Here is a 19,643-nt window from a genome sequence, read left to right on the forward strand (position 1 = left end):
TACGAAGCAGGTTTGCTGCGCAAACCTTGGCTTATGCTTACGAAGTAGGTTTGCTGCGCAAACCTTTAGGAGGGACGATTATGTCATCATCTTTACGCATCAGAGGCTTTATCGCTATCGGACTTCTTCCGGCGCTTGCGCTTTTCATCTTTTTTGTTATCGTACCAATACTATGGTCATCTTATTATGGCTTTTTTGATTGGAAAGGCATTGGGGAGATGCGGTTTATCGGACTGGACAACTATAAAGAGGTTATTCAAGACCGGTTGTTCTGGCATTCGTTCAAAAACAATCTGCTCATTGTTGCTGCGTCTGTTTTCGGTCAAGTGCCGATTGCATTGGTCTTGTCCTTAGTACTGCTCAAAAACGGCTGGTTCCAAAAGTTTATCCGAGCTTCCATCTTTATGCCAATGGTACTCTCTTCCGTTGTAGTCGGTATCATCTGGGGATACATTTATCATCCGCAAATTGGTGTACTGAACTTTTTGCTAGATACGTTGGGATTAAGCAGTTGGAAACAGCAGTGGTTGTCTGACCCATCGATTTCGATGTATGCCATCATGGTACCAATCATTTGGCTGAATGTAGGTCCATATCTTATTATGTTTATTGCCGCTTTGCAAAATATTCCGAGTGAAATTGATGATGCCGCTCAGATTGACGGCGCAAAAGGCTCTCGCAAGCTGTTCTCGATCAAGCTTCCGATGATTTGGGATACGATTAAAGTAGCCGTGGTGCTCTGTATATCCGGCAGCCTTAAAGCATTCGATCTTATTTATGTCATGACAGGCGGCGGACCGGCGAATTCGACGGAGCTGCTCGCATCGTACATGTACAATAATACATTTTCGATCTATCGCTTCGGTTATGGCAGCGCAGTATCCACCATGATCATCATCATCAGCTTGGTTCTCGTAGCGGGAAGCCAATATTTAATGAAATCAAAAAAATAATGGAGGGGGACCCACAGTATGACTACGCCAACAATTAGCGCTTCACACTCAGCCTCCTCCGCAAGTTTAGGAACAGGGCTGCGCAAGCTGAGAGGAAGCTTGCAATCCATTGGTCTTACCGTATACGCCTTAGTCACGCTTTATCCGCTCATTTGGCTGTTTATTAGCGCTTTTAAAACAAATGAAGAATTTTACTCGCGTCCGTTCGGCCTGCCGGACATTTGGAATTGGAGCAACTTCACTCGTGCTTGGGAAGTTGCAGATATGGGCACTGCGTTCATGAACTCGGCCATTGTTACTTTAACAGCGCTTGTCATTACGCTTGTAATGGGTGCATTAAGCGCATATGTGATCTCACGTTTTCAGTTTAGAGGCAAGCTGCTCGTAATGGGCATTTTTATACTCGGCATGCTCATCCCTATTCACAGCACACTCGTTCCACTGTTCATATTAATGAACAAGATCGATATTTTGAACACTTATGCAGCATTAATTTTGCCTTATACAGCGTTCGAGATGCCGATTGCCATCTTTGTCTGTGTGGCTTATATGAATACCTTTCCGAAAGAAATTGAAGAGGCTGCGATGATTGACGGGTCTGGCTACTGGGGAATTTTCCTTCGTATGATGCTTCCATTGTCCCTTCCGGCTCTAGCGACAGTTGGTATCCTAGCCTTCTTGAGATATTGGAATGATTTCTCCTTCGCGCTCGTCTTTATTAGTGACCCTGGCTTAAAGACGCTGCCGCTCAGTCTATCCATATTTGCAACAGGTTACTCCACAGACTATAAGCTTACGATGGCAGCGATGGCACTTGCTGTTATTCCAACGATCATTGCTTATCTGGCATTTCAAGAGCAGGTCATGAAAGGGATGACAGCTGGAGCAGTTAAAGGTTAGTTAGAGGATAGTAAACAAAAAAACGGTATCATCCCGCAGGGGAGGATACCGTTTTTTTCTGATTCTATCATTTTATTCAGCAGACGCAGATGATCTTGAATACCTAATGGAGCTTCAAAATAGTACGATGCCATTCGTTTGGGTTTATTGCTTATATAGGATAAATAGACTACTAATAGACGCCAAAATGCGCGTGAATATTGGATTTTTCGACTTTATTTTCGCAAAACTAACTTTAGTTGGTGTTTTTTAAAAAGCCTAGCATTTATGCTAAAGCCCGTATGCAACTATAACTTATTCATGATTTGGGAGTGAACTATTCGTATGGCACAAGGATCAATACTAGTTGGGAAAAAGGTAAAAAGTATTCTAATACGAGTCATGTGTTTCGCATTAATGATTTCATTATTTGGGCCTTTGACGAATGCTTCACAGGTATTTGCGGCGCCAGGCTTTAGCGGCGGAACTGGATCTGTTGATGATCCTTATATCGTTACGACACCTGAGCAGTTAGATAGCGTGCGAAATTATTATTCGGTAAATTTCAAGCTCGGCAGTAATATCGATTTAACGGATTATCTTTCTGAAGGTGAAGGAGGGTACAATGATGGACAGTTTTGGAAGCCCATCGGTAACTTTTACGGCACCTTCGATGGTGATGGTTATGTGATTAAGGGACTGAGAACGAATAGCAACGAAAATTTTGTCGGTCTTTTCGGACAAGTAGCTGCAGGTTCTTTTATAAAAAATATAGGGTTAGAAAATGTGGATATCATAGGTGGAATGTTTACTGGTGGTTTAGTCGGCGGTTTAAGGGGCTCTACATCAGAAGTATCGAACAGTTATGTTACAGGCGATGTTAAAGGGACGAATTATACAGGCGGTCTAGTAGGGTATAAAGAAGAAGCAAAGATCATAAATAGCTATACGATAACCAATGTTTCAGGCACTTCTCAATTAGGCGGTTTAGTTGGGCTTGAATATAGAGGTGCGATTACAAATAGTTTTGCTGCAGGTTTCGTCGCAACTGCCAATTTTAGTGGCGGGCTAGTGGGCGGTACTTATGGAGGTGCAGACGCTAGCGTAGACGTGGATAGCTTTTATGACAAAGAGGTTTCAAAACAATATGATAATTCAGGGAAAGGAATGCCTAAGTCAACTGCTGAGATGAAAACAAAATCCACATTTACGAATTGGGACTTTGGCTCAGATTGGTTTATAAAAGAGGGGAACTATCCTCAACTGCAAGTTTTCTTGGCAGAAACTCCTACAGCGGATGTAGAAGAAGGGGCAATTGATTGGAAGACAGAGGTGGAGCTTAGCAGTGGGACAATAGGCGCATCCATTTATTATACGACGAACGGCGATGTGCCGACGCTGAGCAGTACACGATACAGCTCACCTATTGTAGTGACGGAAGATATGACGATTAAGGCCATTGCAGTTAAAGGTATGACCTATAATGAAGTTATGATTCAGAGCTACACGATAATAGGAGCAGCAGAAGCACCAACAACGGGAAAATTATCACCAGGAACAAACGTTGACACCACACGTTTGGATGGAGTTACCGATGAAATGGAGCTCAAACTAAATAATGGGCTTTATATGGCGATTGCAGCGGGTTCTGCTTCTATTGACAACCTAAGCGTACAAGTAGGAGATGTGCTATCTCTCCGTACAAAAGCAACATCGGGTAAACCAGCATCTTCTGCACAAGTATTGACGGTAGGTCTTGCGGACATTAAGCCAAGAAGCACGGTGTCCACGCTGACCTCGACAATAGGAACAGTAAGCATCGGCGGAACAGTAAATGAAAAGATAACGAACATTCCATATGGAACAACGTTAGCCGAATTTAAGGAAGCAATTACACCAGCAGCCGATGCGACGTTTGAAGTCTATGAGGCGAATGGAATAAACCAAGCGAACGCGTTAGCGACAGGCAACAAAGTCATCGTAACAGCGCAAGATAGAACAACGATGACCACCTACACTGTAACGGTGCAAGCAGGAGCACCAACAGGGAATTTGTCACAAGGAACAAACGCAGAAACGACGCGTTTGAATGGTGTAACAGATAAGATGGAGTACAAACGCAATAGCGAGAATTACGTTGCGGTTGCAACGGGTACAACTTCTGTTGATAACATAGGCGTACAAGCAGGAGACACGATCTCCGTTCGTACAGCAGCAACATCAGAAAACCTTGCATCTGTTGAACAAGTGTTGACGGTTAGTTCAGCGGACATTAAGCCAAAAAGCACGGTCTCCACGTTGACCTCGACACTGGGAGATGTAAGCACTGGCGGAACAGCAGATGAAACGATAACGAATATTCCATACGGAACAACGTTAGATGAGTTTATTGATGCGATCACTCCAGCAGAGCATGCCACGTTTGTTGTCTATGAGGCGGACGGAATAAAAGAAGCTGATACATTGGTATCGGGCAACAAGGTCATTGTTACAGCGCAGGATACAACAACGAAGACCACATACATCGTAACAATGCAAGCAGCGCCGCCAGCAGGGCATTTGTCACCAGGATCAAACGTTGGAACAACGCGTTTGAATGGGGTAACAGATAAGATGGAGTACAAATACAATAGCGGGTATAATATTGAATTTGTAACGGCAACTAATTTTGCAGCGATTGCAACGGGCCAGACTTCTGTAGACAACATTAATGTACAAGCAGGAGACACGATCTCCGTTCGTACAGCAGCAACATCAGAAAATCCTGCATCTGCTGTACAAGTATTGACGGTAGGCATAGCGGACATTAAGCCAAAAAGCACGGTGTCAACGTTGTCCTCGACAATAGGAACCGTAAGCACTGGCGGTACAACTGATGAAACGATAACGAATATTCCATATGGAACAACGTTAGCCGAATTTAAGGCAGCGATCACGCCAGCAGCGTATGCGACATTTGAAGTCTATGAGGCGGACGGCGAGAATGAGGCAGAAACTTTAGAGACAGGCAATAAGGTCGTCGTTACAGCGCAAGATACAACAAGCTATACCGTATATACCGTAACGATACAAGCTGCACCGCCAACGGGGAATTTATCGCCAGGAACAAACGCTGGCACCACGCGTTTAAATGCCGTTACGGATGTTATGGAGTACAAACACAATAATGGGAATTATGTTGCGGTAGTAGCTGCAGCTGCTTTTGTTGATAATATTAGCGTACAAGCAGGAGACACGATCTCCGTTCGTACAGCAGCAACATCAGAAAATCCTGCATCTGCTGTACAAGTATTGACGGTAGGCATAGCGGACATTAAGCCAAAAAGTACGGTGTCAACGTTGTCCTCGACAATAGGAACCGTAAGCACTAGCGGTACAACTGATGAAACGATAACGAATATTCCATATGGAACAACGTTAGCCGCTTTAAAGGCAGCGATCACGCCAGCAGCCGATGCGACATTTGCGGTCTATGAGGCGGATGGAATAAACCCAGCTAAGACATTGGCTACAGGCAACAAGGTCATCGTTACAGCGCAGGATTCAACAACAAAGACCACTTATACTGTAACTGTGAATGCAGCGCCAGTTGTACCAACACCGACGCCAACAGCGCCAACAGGACCGAGTGTACCGACAGTTCCTACACCGACACCGATATCACCAACACCAACGCCTGTTGTCAACAAACCTGTTTACAACGACAAAGTGGATAAAGCATTTGTAGCTGAAATGAAAGCAAAGGCTGAAGCAGCAGCTCCAACAACCTTTAAAGATGTAAAATCAACTTCTTGGAGTTTTGCTGACATTGATTTCGCTGCACGGGCAGGGATTGTAAAAGGGTATGCAGGCGATAAATTCCGTGGTGAAGCGAAAGTAACACGCGGTGAGTTTGCTCAAATGCTCGTAAATGCACTTGGATTCACATCTAACGCAGCGCAAGAGCTGACGGATGCTAAGGGTCACTTTGCGGAGAAAGCAATTAGGGCCTTAATGGAAAACGGCATTATGACAGGATATGCAGATGGCAGCTTCGAACCCAATCGTGAAATTACAAGAGCTGAAATTGCAGCACTATTAGCAAGGCTGCTGGATATTTCTCTTTTGAGTACAGAAGCGAAATTCCAGGATATCACTGCGAATTGGGCAGAAGATCAAATCAACGCACTAGCTAACGCTGGGATCATTAACGGTAAGAGTGGACAAAAATTCGAGCCTAAAGCTAGCGCAACCAGAGAAGAAGCCGTTGTGTTGATCGTCCGTCTTCTCAAGATGGTACCTACTAATTAAGAGGGTATAGTTAATTTAATAGTAGTCTCTAATCGAGGGGCTGTCCCTAAAGCAATTTTCGATTCATTCAGCCCCCGCTTTTCACGTAATATGCTGGCAAAAAAGAACCTTCAGATTCACTTTCATAGTGGTTTTGAAGGTTCTTTTGCACATACTCTGGGATTCTCTCACTTAGGTTTACCCTTTTGGGATATCCCTTTTTTTAATTCGGGAAATATGCACTTCTACATTGTTCCTAATTATTTTATATACTGCATATTCGCAGGATAGCGGCATCTTTCTCACACTTACGTGTAGCTATACTGTATTTCCTACAATATAAGCGCTTTTAAAGTGCTAAAATGGCAGATCATATAGCAAGTTATTGCATAAATACAACATAAATCTCCAACATAGCTAAAAATGGGCGAAGTTCCTGCAATTGTGCAGGATAGCTGGACGTTGATCGCGGAGTTTGTTGTTGGAGACTTCTCAAAATAGCATCAAAACAAAGAGAAAGTGTAAACTCGATATCCTAAAGTAGATATAACATTCAAAAGAAAAGAGGGTGTTTCAAAAGCCATAGGCTTTAGAGGCACCCTCTCTTCAATGTTTTGAAATCAGTAAGAAACAAAGAAACCAACCTTTGGTAAAGTGGAGATACCACCAACCATCTTCGAAAGGAAGGTTTCTATGTACATTCAATATATCATGCACCAACTTGCCCTACCAATGGATTTAGCTGAAAATATTCCCGAAAATCACCTCGTTCGTGTAGTGAACGCTGCCGTGAACCGTCTGAGTGATCGTATTTTTGCAGCCGCTTATCTGGGTGGCGGTCGAGATAGCTATCATCCTAAAATGCTAACCAAAGTTATTTTCTACGCGTACACGCAACGGATTTACTCCTCCCGTCAAATTGCAAAAGCTGTTCGTGGAAATGTAATGTTCATGTGGATTGCAGGTCGGTAACGACCAGATTTCCGTACCATTAATCGGTTTCGTTCCGAGCGGAAACCGAGAAACAAGTAGAATGGGAGCACAACAATCAGGATCTCCATCGAAAAGACTTGCTGCTACGTCTTCAAAAATATGAAAACCAGCAACCGTGCTTGGAGATCCAAATAGTTATAGTCAGTATTTCTGTTCAAAGTGAGCTATCCCTTCAGCGAGCTAAACGCTTTTGGGACAGCCCCTTTCTTTTTGCCAAATCACAGTCCTGTTTACGAAAAGATGAATGAACGTAACAATTACGATATAATAGAAATATTCAAATGCGTTTAAAATTTGTTACATACAGGAGAACTTACAATGACTAATAGAGAAAAACACATACCGGTTCATTTGCTGTCTGGTTTTCTTGGAAGCGGGAAGACGACGCTGCTGAGAAGATTGTTGGATTATTACACCGCGCAGGGATTGAAGCCGGCGGTCATTATGAACGAGCTGGGCGATATTAACCTTGATGGTCAGCTTGTAGGGGATGAAGTGCCTATGGCTGAGATGCTAAGCGGCTGTATCTGCTGCACGATGCGGGGCGATTTGGGGATGGAGATCAGCATGCTCATTGACGAGCATAAACCTGACGTCATTTTTATTGAATCGACTGGTGCTGCCAATCCGATGGAGACGTTGGATGGGATAACCGAGGCAGCGATGTATAAGGAAATCGATCTACGCAGTGTGATCACGATTGTTGATGGTCCTGAGTTGCTCGCGCGGAGCCGCGACGGGAAGGGTCGCACGTTCAAGCTGATGCTGGAGCAAATAAAATGTGCTACGATTTTGCTGTTGAATAAGGCGGACAAGCTTGAGCCGGATCAGCTTGTTGAAGCGCAGCAGCAGCTGCGGGAATTAAATGCCCATGCTCAAATTATAGCAACCGTGCGCTGCGCAATTGACGATTGGAGCTGGCTTGAAACAGCTGAAAATACGGATCGCCATGCACCTGTGCATGCTGGTGATGAAGCTTTAGACATACAAGAGCGCGCATCAGCCGCGCATGTTCATAGCTATGACAGCCAAGTATGCTCAGTAGCTGGATGTACCCATGACCACGGCGATGACGTTCACTCCCATGATGATGACCTTAGCAGCCACAACCACAGCAGCCATCATCATTCGCATGACCATGTTATGGTTGTGACGCATTATTGGCGCGGCCCGGTGAGCAGTGAAGCCTTTGAATCTCTGCTGCAAAAGCTTCCAGCTAACATTTACCGCGCAAAAGGGATTGTGACGTTTACGGATGCGCCTAGCCGGTTCCTGTTCCAATATGCATATAAGGAATCTGATTTTATGAGAATCGAGCCGCAAGGACATGTAAACGATGTTGCGGTATTTATCGGAGAGCATTTTTCCAAAGAATGGCTGCAAAATGAGCTGGAGCTACTTGAGCAGCATTTGAACATAGAGACGCAGGGGTAATGAACTTGCTGTAGGGATATGTCGAAAATTGCCATTAACATGTCTATTCCTGTGATCGCTTGGGCAAAATAATGCTGACGAGGCATGACCATCGTCTCTGCATCACGAATGTAATAGAAAGGTGTGGCAACAAATGATTAGAAAATGGTTTATTCCTATGGTAGCGCTGCTTGTACTGTTTTCAGTCGCTCCCGTATGGGCAGCGAAGTCGGTTACTGCTTTGCCTGATGCTTCACTAGTGGTTCTTCACCCTAAAGAGTCTGATATAGACAAAGAGCATAAGCATTTCAAAGGCAAAATGACCCGCAAAGATTTTGAGGCTTACCGGCTGGAGAAGCTGAAGGAAATAGCGACCTATTTTGGTATTCAAGCCGATGGCAAGTCAGTGGACCAGCTGAAGAAGGAAGTAGAGGCTGCGAAGCTTGCCAATAAAGATAAATGGGAAGCATTTAAAGCAGAGCATCAAGCGAAGCGGCTGGAGCATTTGCGTGAGATTGCGAAGGAACATGGCATTAAAACAGAAGGCAAGACGTCGGAGCAGCTGCGCGAAGAGCTATATAAGCTGCATGGCGGAAAAGGCAAACGTCCCCATCGCTTAGAGGATCATGACCGCAGCAACGAGGATAATGATGTTAAAGAGAAGAACAAACAAAATCAAGTGTAAGTGAACGATTCCATCGCCTCCCCTGTCATAGACAGAGGGGGCTTTTCTTCGTGTGGATATAATGGATTTAAATGAAAAGTGTTGGACTTTTTTACTAGATATCATACAAACACGAATAGATGCGATAGACCCTTGTCGTTTCAAAAAATAAAGAAATAAAGTGGTTTTTTGTCGAATTATATAGTGTTATTATCCTATTTTTATCATTGTGTTTGGGTCAAAATGTCAAGTATACTAGAACCGTATCATAATTTGACATATTACGTCGTTTTCTGCTTTCTCCGACAACAAGGGGCTGATAGATCGGATGAGAAAGATTAGGCTAAGCATCGCTCAAAAATTAATATTTTCCATAGGCCTGCTAGTTATTCTTTCATTTGGTCTATTGGTAACCGCTCACCTCATCAAGCTTTATCATTCCAACCTGCGCGAAAGCGAGCTTCTTGCACAGACGGAATCCATGGCCTACATAAATCCTTTCACTAAAACGATGGATCAAACGATGATGATGCTGGAAACGCTTGAAGTAACCATGACTCAAATGGGCAAAAACCAGATGCAAAATCGTGAATACATAGTCGAGCTGCTTAAGCAAATGCTTATCAAGCATCCTGATCTATTAAGCGTTTATACGTTGTGGGAGCCTAATGCCTATGACGGGAAAGATGCATTTTACAAAAATAAAAACAGCTATGACGATGCTACGGGGCGCTTCATTCCTTATGTCGTTCGCGAGGATCAGTCCATTCAACTGCTGGCCATTGCAAATTACGAGGATAAGGAGAAAGGCAGCTTCTATCAAACGCCTAAACTTACGAAATCTTTTTCACTCATAGAGCCATATGCCTATGATGTTGATGGCAAATCAATAATGATGATATCGCTTGTGCTGCCTCTATTGAATGAGCAAAATGAGTTTTTAGGTATAGTAGGAGCAGATATTTCACTTGAATCGATGCAGAAACAGATCGAAGCTTTCCGGCCGCTAGGAGGATACTCCACGATTATTACGACGGATAATCAATATTTGGCTAACGGCAAGTACCCTGAGCTTGTGAACACATCGTATCGGTTATGGTCAAATAAGGATGAACTTGAGGCGATGAAAGGGACGGATTCAAGAATTGCCTATACACGAGACTCGCAGGACAAAGAGACTGTGCTGCGTTTGCTTCATCCGATTCTTGTTCACAATGTATTATGGCATATCGAAACAATCATCCCCAAAAAGAACATGCTTTCTAATTACTACAAAAGCCTTTGGGAATCGATACTCATCACAGGTATTGCTTTATTTTTGATGGCGATTGCCATGGTGTCGCTTGTAAGGAAAATCATTTTAGTTAATATTTATAAAGTTGTACAAGCCACCTCGGCTGTCGCAATTGGAGGCGAAGAACAGCAGTTAACCATTCATACGAATGATGAGTTTGAATACATGGCTAATCATTTTAATCATATGCTTATCCACCGCAAGGAAGCGGAGAAATTAATTGAATACCAATCGACACATGATCTAATGACGGGACTTCCTAATCGCTATGCTTATCATCGCTATATGGAAGGGAAATTAGCGGAGCAGGACAAGAAACAAGGCCATATCGCTTTGCTTTTCATAGACCTTGATCGGTTCAAAATGATAAATGATATGCTCGATCATACGATGAGTGACCAATTGCTCCAGAAAATGGCGCATCGAATTATAATTACCGTCGGCAGCTCGGGGAAAGTATTCCGCTTCGGGGGGGACGAGTATATCGTGCTGCTAGAGCAAGTTACTTTTCTCCATGCGGCGATGCATAAAGCAGAAGAAATTTTATCAGCTATTTCCCAGCCCATTGGGCTTGAGGATCGGATGTTTTATATTACAGCAAGCATTGGAATGAGCATTCATCATGAATGGACGCCTGCGACTGCAGACCAGCTGGTGAAGGAAGCGGATATTGCGATGTATGTGGCGAAGAAAGAGCGAAATACATGCAAACTATATTCTCCTACGATTAATGATGTAACGAAGAAGGAGCTTATTCTTGAGAGCAGCATGTCCAAAGCGCTGGAGCTGGGCCAATTTATGCTTTATTACCAGCCCAAGGTTGATTTAGCTACTGGCTCTATATATGGGGCGGAAGCATTAATTAGATGGAATCACCCGGAGCTTGGTATGGTGTCACCGCTTGATTTCATCCCGATTGCGGAGAAAACCGGCTTTATTATTTCGCTTGGTGAATGGGTGCTGTTTACAGCTTGCCAGCAAATTAAAGAATGGGAGCGCATGGGGCTGCAGCAGATCTCAATCAGTGTAAATATGTCGATGATCCAATTCCAGCAGAAACAAATCGTCCATACGATTGAAAGAATCATTTCGGATGCAGGGATTCGGCCTCATCAAATTGAGCTGGAAATTACAGAGTCGATTTTTATGGATAATGCGGCTCACACGCTTAACATACTGCATGAGCTTCAGCAGCTCGGCGTTAAGCTGTCGCTTGATGATTTTGGCACGGGTTATTCGTCGCTCAGCTATTTGCAAAATATTCCTCTGCACACGTTAAAGATCGATAAATCTTTTATAAGCGGCATCGTAGACGATTATAAGAAACAAATGATTTTTAAATCGGTCGTCGTCATCGCTCACAATTTAAATTTAAAGGTTGTGACCGAGGGAGTAGAGACAGAGGAAGAGCTGCGGATTATTAACGACCACCACTGCGATGCTGCTCAAGGATATATTTATAGCCCTCCTGTTGCGGCACCGAGATTTGTACAGCTGTATATGGAACATAATAAGGAAGCCTGATGGACATTCCGTCTCCCGTCAAACGTGGAGGCGGTTTTTTATTAGACCAGTTTTATTTTCGTATAATTGTTACGTCTTGGGCTTGTCGATAAATATGACATTCGTTTGGTAAAATATTGTTGAGCGATAGGTGTTACAAAATGATCGAAGGCATCGTCTTCTTTATAGCTTGAGCAAAAAACGTAAGGAGGTAAACGGAATGGAACATTCGGCGCCGGATTTGTTTCGTCAACAGTTTAATGCACATTATCCTACGGTTAGACGAAAGCTTGTCGCACTTATACGCGATGAAGCAGCTGCGGAGGATCTTGCCCAGGAAACATTTCTAAGGCTTTACCGGAATCCACCGGATCAGCCTGAAGCAATAGGAGGCTGGCTTCATCGTGTATTAACGAGGCTGGCTTATGATTATATGGATAAAAAAGCACGAGAGCGTGCTCTAACACAAAAGCAGGAACAAAGCATACTCGCACAGCCGCAAGCGGTTCAGTCGAATGAACAGCAGTTGATTGATAAGGACGAGCAGGAACGGGTTAGAGGCTGGTTAGATACGCTGCCCGAACGGGACAAAAAAATGCTTCTGCTCCGATATGAAGGATACAGCTATGCGGAAATCGCAGAGCAGCTCCAGCTGCGGCAGCCGCAGGTCGGGACGATGCTGCGCAGAGCCGGGGCTAGGCTGAAGCGCCATGCGCATAAGGCAGAAGGAGCTTTGTCTCATGAATGATGTGCGATGGCCAGCGCCTGCTGCACTTAGCATGAAAGGTCAAAACCTTTTAGGAGGAATTCAAGATGACAAAAAATGATGAAATAAACAAAAAAGAAGCAGAGCAAATGTCGGCTGCATGGGCGCGTCTAGAGAAACAGCTTCAAGCCTCAGAGCAATCGCCGCTTTGGGAGAAATGGGAAGAACAAGGCAAGCACGCTGATGAGCTCAATAAGGAGTCAACAGCTGCAGCTAGCGCTGCGCAAACAAAAGCTGCTACCGTTCAAACGTATCCTGAACAAATGCAAGCAAATGTGGTTCCGTTAGGACGAGCTCGTACTTCATCCAGTCCAGCTGCTAATAAACCGAATAAAAGTGGGGCGGCAGGCCGCTGGTTCAAAAAGAACGTTGGCAAAACAATAGCAGCATGCGCAGCAGCTATCATTACGGTAGTTATTGCGACGCCCTCAACAAATGAAGCATTGGCGGCATGGCTTAATACGTTCCGAATGGATAACGTAATGATTGTGCAGCAAAATGATTTGGAGTCGCTCATGAACAGCTTCATGAAGGATGGCGAAACGCGTGAAACCGTTAACCGTTTCGGCACCTTCGAGCAGACGACTGTCGGAAGCTGGTCAAAGATGAGCGTAGAACAAGCTTCTAAGGAGCTGGGCTTTGCTGTTCCAACATTGACGGTTCCAGGGATTCAGTTAGGTGCCATATCATCGATGTCAGCGCAGACGATTGCCTTCCGCCTAAATGTGGATGAAATCAATAGTGCAATGCGTAAGCTGGGCGCGGATAAGCTGCTGCCGAAATCAGTAGACGGCAAAGCAATTGAATTTAACACAGGCCAAGGTGTAACGATCACGTATGAACCTAAGGAAGGAAGTACTTCTAAGCAAAGCCTATGGGTTGAATATATTAAGCAGCCTAGCATCAAAATTGATCCTTCAGTGGATGCAAAGGATGCCTATGAGGCTATCATTCGCTTCCCAGCGCTTCCTGATCATTTGCGCAAATCGCTTATGCAAGCATCAAACATGGAAAATGGAGAAATTCCATTTCCGCTCATTACAAATGAAAAGCCGGAGAAAATCGTTATTGAAGGGGTTGATGTATATTTGAATCAATCCGCTGACCATAGTTATGCAAATGCGATGTGGCTTAAAGATGGCGTTGTAGCAAGCGCACACTTTAACGATTTTGAGGACAAACAAAAAGTACAGTCTCTTATTGCGGAGCTGATTCATCCATGAGTGCTGTTGCTATTGAAACCATCGGATTATGCAAGGATTACGGTGAAGGACGCGGCTGCCACGATGTTACACTGACGATTAGAGAAGGGGAAGCCTTTGGCTTCCTCGGTCCTAATGGAGCGGGAAAAAGCACGATAGTGAAAATGCTCACAGGCCTTATTAAACCAACCTCAGGTAAAGCTCAAATCTTCGGACAGCCTTCAGGATCAATCGAGGCTAGACGGAGATTTGGCTATTTGCCTGAGTTGTTTCGTTATCCGGATTGGTTGACGGGCGAAGAGGTTTTGGCTTTTCATGCAAAGTTGTGTGAGCTGGACCGCTCTATGGCCAAACGACGCATTCATCAGCTTCTGGACGATGTGGGCATTGGCAGCCGGGGAAGCGACAGGCTCAAAGGGTATTCGAAGGGGATGCAGCAGCGGCTTGGACTCGCATGCGCTTTACTCACAAATCCGGATATCGTTTTTCTTGATGAGCCGGCTTCGGCGCTTGATCCCGTTGGCAGGCATGAGGTGCGAGATTTGCTTGCTAGGCTGAGAAGCCAAGGGAAAACGATCTTTCTTAATTCGCATTTGCTTGAGGATGTGGAACAGTTATGCGATAAGGTCGCTCTACTGAATAACGGAAAAGTGCTGGCGGAGGGAAAGGTATCCGATGTGCTGAGCTCGCAGTCGATCTGGCGTTTGCGTGTCAGCGGTTATACCCCTTTAGCAGCTGAACGTATTCAGCAGCTGTTAGGCGCGAATGTGATCGTGTCGAACGCTGAGCATGATGATGCATCTGTATGGCTTGAGATTGAACTGGAAAATGACGAGCAAATAGGATTGGTCAATTACATTCTTATTGAGCTGGGATTGACGCTGTATGAGGTTGGGAAATTGCAATCACGGCTCGATGAGTGGTTTATGCAGGCCGTAACGGGTCTTGAGCATAGGGGGGAGCGCAGATGATCGCGGTTTGGGGCCTAACTTGGAAGGAGCTCGTTCGTAAAAGAGTGACGCTTATGACGATCATCATGACGGTTCTCTTCTGGATTGCTTACTGGTTTATTGCTGATGCTATCGCCGGTGGCGAGGTGAATGTTGCGACTTCTATGAACTTATTCGAAAATTTTGCCCGCAGTGCAATGATTATGACATTAGGTTTCTTCTTTGGCGCTTTTGCCGTTGCCTTCCTTTCTATATTCAGCTCCGTTGCGGCTGTGACAGGGGAAGCAGAGCAAGGCGTTCTTCAATCCGTACTCGCAAGGCCCATTGCGCGCTGGAAGTGGTTTTTGGGCAGATGGCTCGGCTTTGTCAGTTATGTTGCGTTATATGCATTCCTGTTATTCAGCTCAATTATTCTTATCAGCTGGGCAGAAACTGGCGTCTTATTCAGCATGATGGTGTACTTCAAATCACTTTTGTTTTTTATGTCTGTTATTCCGCTATTAGTATCCTTAACGATGCTCGGCTCCTGTTATTTAAGTCCTTTAGGAAACGGCATATGGATGACGATGCTATTCGGTATGGGCTGGCTTGGCAGTACGATTGGCCGGTTTATGAGCACAGGTAGGATTCAAATGAAAGGGATGCAAACACTTGAGACTATAACAGGCTTAATTAAGCTGGCTATGCCGGCGGATACTTTGCAGCAGCGCATGCTAAACGAATTATTTTCAATCTCTGAGCTTAGAGGTTTATATAACATTAACGCAGAGCTAAGTATTTTCTCTATTAACGGGGCGGCATCAAATTCCTTTTTAATTTATTGCGGTATTTACACGGCTGCTCTGCTCGGCATAGGTATACTAATTATGAGGCGAAAAGATTTTTAAGCGGGGCTGCCCCTTTTTGGAGGAGGCAGTCGACTGCTTTTTTTTATGTCTTTATGGAAGATTGGATGCCATTAAAGGGAGGAACATCAGTAAGATTAAGTGTGGAAGCCTGCATAAATAGTATGATTTTTGTTGAAAATAAAAGCTTCTCTTTCTTTGGAAAATCCAATTTTCTCGGCAACACGAATGGACGCTAAATTATTGGGGTCTATAATACTGATTAATTTTTGCAAGCCTAAGTGATGAAAACCATATTGCTTGCAAGCCATGGCTGCTTCAGAGGCGAATCCTTTGGACCAATATTTTTTATTTATATGGTAGCCGATTTCCACCTCAATTGTTCCATCGATCGTTTGTTTAACAAGGCCACAATCACCGATTAGTTCATCCGTTGCCTTTAAGCAGACTCCCCATAAACCAAATCCATCGTTTTTGTATCTAGTTATTCATAAATTCACCGATAATGCTTCTTCTTCGTTAGGTATGAAAAGTGATTTCAATAAAAATGCAATAGGGTGCTTGTGGACTTTGCGAGCGTCTGCTAAACTAAAGTTGTTATTCAGTAAATTTATTAACTAAATTCGGAGTGTGGCATGGCAACGATAAAAGATATTGCGCAGGAGGCAGGCGTTTCAGCTGCTACCGTATCCAGGGTTTTGAACAATGATGTCACCTTGGCAGTAAGTGAGGAAACGCGTATACGAATATTCAGCATTGCTGAGCAGCTGCAATATAAGCCGTCCAGGCTGCGAAGAATGAAGAAGGAAGAGCAGCTCTCGCGTCAGCAAATCGGTTTGCTCATGTGGTCGACACTGGAAGATGAGCATGATGATCCTTATTTCTCCTCCATTCGCAAAGGCATTGAAACGCGCTGCGAGGAGCTTGGAATCAACATTGTGAAAGTGCTTCGCGGCAACAGTCGAGTGGAGATGCAGTCGTTCAACGAGCTGGATGGTGTGATTGTTGTAGGTTCCATTCATGATGAGGATGTTAATCAGTTGTATAGCAACGGAAATCGGCTTGTATTTGTAAACCATTCAGGCGAGCTGTATGAGTATGACACCGTAAAGCTGCATTTTGAGCAAGCAACCCGAGCAGTAATCAAACATCTTAGAGAACTAGGACACCAAAAAATAGGCTACATCGGCGGGAATGATTATATCCATCGTCTGAATCGTCAATTTGAGAGTACAGAGACCGATGAGCTTCGCCGTGTTTTTTTCGAGAAGGAGATGCGTGAGCGAGGTCTTTATGATGAAAACTTCGTCATTAAGGCATATTGGTCTTCAAACAGCGGATATGAGGCGATGAATCAGATGCTTCAGCAAAGCTCGCGGCCAACCGCTTGTTTTATTGGAAGTGATCCCATGGCTGTAGGTGCTTTGCGCGCGCTGCATGAGCATGGTCTTCGGGTTCCTGAGGATATGGCTATTGTAGGTTTTGATGACATTGAAATCTCTGCATTTTTGAATCCGCCGCTAACGACGGTTCGCGCGCATACTGAGCATATGGGCAGAACGGCGGTACAACTGCTGCTTGAGCGGATCGAAGGCCGTGAGGCAGCTGTTCATATGACCGTTAATACGACACTCATCGTGCGGGAAAGCTGCGGCAGCTCTGTGAAATCGTAAGTATTCATTTATATAAACTTTTAGGAGGTTATTATTTTGTCTATTCAATATGATCAACAGCTATCGGTATTCCACCTGCAAGCGAAGGATACAAGCTATGTTATCCATATTACGAAATCAGGTTATCCTGCACATGTCTATTGGGGCAAAAAAATTCGCGGCGTGCAGCTGGAGCGTTTATTTGAGCTTAAGGAGCGGGCTTCATTCACGCCTAGCACAGAGCTGGACCAATTGGAACTGTCGCTGGATACGCTTCCGCATGAGTATCCTGCATACGGCAACTCTGATTTCCGCATGCCTGCATTCCAGGTCAAGCTTCCAAATGGAACAACGGTAACGGATCTGCGCTTTGATTCGCACTGCATTGTGGATGGAAAGCCGGCGCTTGCTGGATTGCCTGCAACGTATATTGAGAACGACTCCGAAGCGCAAACGCTTGAAATCACGCTGAAAGATGATCTGACAGGCTTGTCCGTCATTTTGTCTTATACCGTATTTGAAAACTACGATGCGATTGCCCGTTCAGCTAGAATCGTCAACAACGGTACTGATACTTTGGATTTACAGCGCGCGTTCAGCATGAGCTTGGACTTTGCGCATGACAACTTTGAGATGCTGCAGCTCTCTGGTGCCTGGATTCGTGAGCGCCATATTCATAAGCGCAAGCTTGAGCCAGGTTTGCAATCGATCGAGAGCCGCAGAGGTTCAAGCAGCCATATGCAAAATCCGTTTGTCGCTTTGCTCTCTGAGGGTTCTACCGAGGATCACGGTGATGTATACGGTGTAAACCTTGTGTACAGCGGTAATTTTACGGCTGGCGTCGAGGTGGATCAATTCCATGCAGCTAGGTTATTCATTGGCATTAACCCATTCGACTTTAATTGGCGATTGGAGCCGGGCGAGGAGTTCCAAACGCCAGAGGCGGTAATGGTTCACTCTGAGCATGGCCTCGGCGGCATGTCACGCAGCTTCCATGATTTGTACCGTGCTCGCTTAATTCGCGGCACGTTCCGTGATCAAACACGTCCGATACTCGTCAACAACTGGGAAGCGACGTATTTTAACTTTAATGCGGACAAAATCGAAGATATTGCGCGTGCCGGCAAGGAGCTTGGCATCGAGCTGTTCGTACTGGATGATGGTTGGTTCGGCAAACGCGACAACGACACAACTTCGCTCGGGGATTGGTTTGTTGACCCGAAAAAGCTGCCAAACGGTTTAGAGGATTTGGTTAGCCGCGTGAAGCGTCTAGATATGCAATTCGGCCTATGGTTCGAGCCGGAAATGATTTCGCCTGAGAGCGAGCTGTACAAAGCTCATCCAGATTGGTGCTTGCATATCGACGGCCGCAGACGGACACAAGCGAGAAATCAACTCATTTTAGATTTGTCACGCGCGGACGTTCAACAATATATCGTTAAGTCGATATCGGATATTCTTTCAAGTGCGCCGATTACGTACGTGAAATGGGATATGAATCGCAATATGACAGAGATCGGTTCAGCACTTCTGCCTGCCGAGCGTCAACGCGAGACTGCTCATCGCTATATGCTGGGTCTTTATTCCGTGCTTGAGCAAATTACAACTGCTTTCCCTGATGTATTGTTCGAGAGCTGCTCCGGCGGCGGCGGCCGCTTCGATGCGGGCATGCTGTATTACATGCCGCAAACATGGACAAGCGACAACTCCGATGCGGTATCCCGCCTGAAAATTCAATACGGAACAAGCATCGTATACCCAGTAAGCGCGATGGGCGCTCACGTATCAGCCGTGCCTAACCATCAAGTGAACCGGATAACTTCTCTAGAAACAAGAGGAAATGTTGCGCTATCTGGAAACTTCGGTTATGAGCTTGATCTGACTCAATTTACGGAGGAAGAGAAGACGACCGTTAAGGAACAGGTTGCTCTTTATAAGGATGTAAGGCATCTTGTGCAATTCGGAGATTTCTATCGTCTGCTTAGCCCGTTTGAAGGAAATGAAACAGCGTGGATGTTCGTTTCCAAGGATAAAAAAGAAGCATTTGTAGTGTTCGTTACTGTTCTGCAAGAGCCAAATCTGAAGCTTAATCGCTTCTGCCTCAAAGGCCTTGATCCGAACCGCGATTACAAGCTGCTTGGTGAAGAAACGGTATATGGCGGCGATCAGCTGCTATATGCTGGACTTGCAACTCCGCAATTTTATGGCGATTATGCAAGCAAGGTATACCGATTCCTCGCCGTGGAGTAAACGATCTAAA

General features: G+C 44.8%; 12 protein-coding genes and 2 pseudogenes. 13 read left to right on the plus strand and 1 reads right to left on the minus strand.

Annotated features, from left to right (window positions below; all coding sequences use genetic code 11):
• The first annotated feature begins 80 nt into the window (after positions 1–80).
• The 11 genes and pseudogenes from AC1DOV_RS22935 (at position 81) to AC1DOV_RS22985 (ending at position 15,773) form a co-directional block, all read left to right on the plus strand.
• Positions 81–953 carry a carbohydrate ABC transporter permease gene (locus AC1DOV_RS22935; RefSeq protein WP_076269757.1) on the plus strand — a complete coding sequence of 291 codons (873 nt, stop codon included), beginning with the start codon at positions 81–83 and terminating at the stop codon, positions 951–953.
• Positions 954–971: 18 nt separating this feature from the next.
• Positions 972–1,853, plus strand: coding sequence for a carbohydrate ABC transporter permease (locus tag AC1DOV_RS22940; protein ID WP_477551171.1), 882 nt, complete (start codon positions 972–974; stop codon positions 1,851–1,853).
• A 324-nt stretch (positions 1,854–2,177) separates the two neighbouring features.
• The gene (locus tag AC1DOV_RS22945; RefSeq protein ID WP_477551172.1) at positions 2,178–6,122 is read left to right on the plus strand and encodes an S-layer homology domain-containing protein; all 3,945 of its coding nucleotides are present in this window, start codon (positions 2,178–2,180) and stop codon (positions 6,120–6,122) included.
• Between the two features lie 672 nt (positions 6,123–6,794).
• Positions 6,795–7,070, plus strand: a pseudogene (locus tag AC1DOV_RS22950) (transposase); the annotation flags it as partial.
• Positions 7,071–7,412: 342 nt separating this feature from the next.
• Positions 7,413–8,528 (plus strand): CobW family GTP-binding protein, encoded by a 1,116-nt coding sequence (locus AC1DOV_RS22955; RefSeq protein WP_477512081.1) that lies wholly within the window; start codon positions 7,413–7,415, stop codon positions 8,526–8,528.
• Positions 8,529–8,661: 133 nt separating this feature from the next.
• Positions 8,662–9,192: a hypothetical protein gene (locus AC1DOV_RS22960; protein WP_477512082.1), complete on the plus strand. Its 531-nt coding sequence runs from the start codon at positions 8,662–8,664 to the stop codon at positions 9,190–9,192.
• A gap of 307 nt (positions 9,193–9,499) precedes the next feature.
• Positions 9,500–11,989: an EAL domain-containing protein gene (locus tag AC1DOV_RS22965; RefSeq protein ID WP_477551173.1), complete on the plus strand. Its 2,490-nt coding sequence runs from the start codon at positions 9,500–9,502 to the stop codon at positions 11,987–11,989.
• A gap of 199 nt (positions 11,990–12,188) precedes the next feature.
• Complete coding sequence (locus AC1DOV_RS22970; protein WP_477512084.1) at positions 12,189–12,716, plus strand: sigma-70 family RNA polymerase sigma factor; 528 nt, start codon at positions 12,189–12,191, stop codon at positions 12,714–12,716.
• A 65-nt stretch (positions 12,717–12,781) separates the two neighbouring features.
• Positions 12,782–13,957 (plus strand): hypothetical protein, encoded by a 1,176-nt coding sequence (locus tag AC1DOV_RS22975; protein WP_477551174.1) that lies wholly within the window; start codon positions 12,782–12,784, stop codon positions 13,955–13,957.
• The gene (locus tag AC1DOV_RS22980; protein WP_477512086.1) at positions 13,954–14,907 is read left to right on the plus strand and encodes an ABC transporter ATP-binding protein; all 954 of its coding nucleotides are present in this window, start codon (positions 13,954–13,956) and stop codon (positions 14,905–14,907) included. Before AC1DOV_RS22975 ends, AC1DOV_RS22980 begins: the two co-directional genes overlap by 4 nt.
• A complete protein-coding gene (locus tag AC1DOV_RS22985) occupies positions 14,904–15,773 on the plus strand; it encodes an ABC transporter permease subunit (RefSeq protein WP_477512087.1) in 870 nt (289 codons plus the stop codon). The genes AC1DOV_RS22980 and AC1DOV_RS22985 overlap by 4 nt, the downstream gene beginning before the upstream one ends.
• 95 nt (positions 15,774–15,868) lie before the next feature.
• On the opposite strand, the pseudogene AC1DOV_RS22990 reads toward AC1DOV_RS22985, so the two are convergent.
• Positions 15,869–16,213, minus strand: a pseudogene (locus AC1DOV_RS22990) (GNAT family N-acetyltransferase); the annotation flags it as partial.
• A 153-nt stretch (positions 16,214–16,366) separates the two neighbouring features.
• Here AC1DOV_RS22990 and AC1DOV_RS22995 point away from each other — a divergent pair.
• Positions 16,367–17,404, plus strand: coding sequence for a LacI family DNA-binding transcriptional regulator (locus tag AC1DOV_RS22995; protein ID WP_477551175.1), 1,038 nt, complete (start codon positions 16,367–16,369; stop codon positions 17,402–17,404).
• Between the two features lie 36 nt (positions 17,405–17,440).
• A complete protein-coding gene (locus tag AC1DOV_RS23000) occupies positions 17,441–19,633 on the plus strand; it encodes an alpha-galactosidase (protein WP_477551176.1) in 2,193 nt (730 codons plus the stop codon).
• Positions 19,634–19,643 lie beyond the last annotated feature (10 nt).

It is taken from the genome of Paenibacillus sp. 01T47 (assembly GCF_056398245.1).

Coding starts and splice junctions, on each gene's coding strand:
- AC1DOV_RS22935 (WP_076269757.1), top strand. CDS start 81: ATGTCATCATCTTTACGCATCAGAGGCTTTATCGCTATCGGACTTCTT.
- AC1DOV_RS22940 (WP_477551171.1), top strand. CDS start 972: ATGACTACGCCAACAATTAGCGCTTCACACTCAGCCTCCTCCGCAAGT.
- AC1DOV_RS22945 (WP_477551172.1), top strand. CDS start 2,178: ATGGCACAAGGATCAATACTAGTTGGGAAAAAGGTAAAAAGTATTCTA.
- AC1DOV_RS22955 (WP_477512081.1), top strand. CDS start 7,413: ATGACTAATAGAGAAAAACACATACCGGTTCATTTGCTGTCTGGTTTT.
- AC1DOV_RS22960 (WP_477512082.1), top strand. CDS start 8,662: ATGATTAGAAAATGGTTTATTCCTATGGTAGCGCTGCTTGTACTGTTT.
- AC1DOV_RS22965 (WP_477551173.1), top strand. CDS start 9,500: ATGAGAAAGATTAGGCTAAGCATCGCTCAAAAATTAATATTTTCCATA.
- AC1DOV_RS22970 (WP_477512084.1), top strand. CDS start 12,189: ATGGAACATTCGGCGCCGGATTTGTTTCGTCAACAGTTTAATGCACAT.
- AC1DOV_RS22975 (WP_477551174.1), top strand. CDS start 12,782: ATGACAAAAAATGATGAAATAAACAAAAAAGAAGCAGAGCAAATGTCG.
- AC1DOV_RS22980 (WP_477512086.1), top strand. CDS start 13,954: ATGAGTGCTGTTGCTATTGAAACCATCGGATTATGCAAGGATTACGGT.
- AC1DOV_RS22985 (WP_477512087.1), top strand. CDS start 14,904: ATGATCGCGGTTTGGGGCCTAACTTGGAAGGAGCTCGTTCGTAAAAGA.
- AC1DOV_RS22995 (WP_477551175.1), top strand. CDS start 16,367: ATGGCAACGATAAAAGATATTGCGCAGGAGGCAGGCGTTTCAGCTGCT.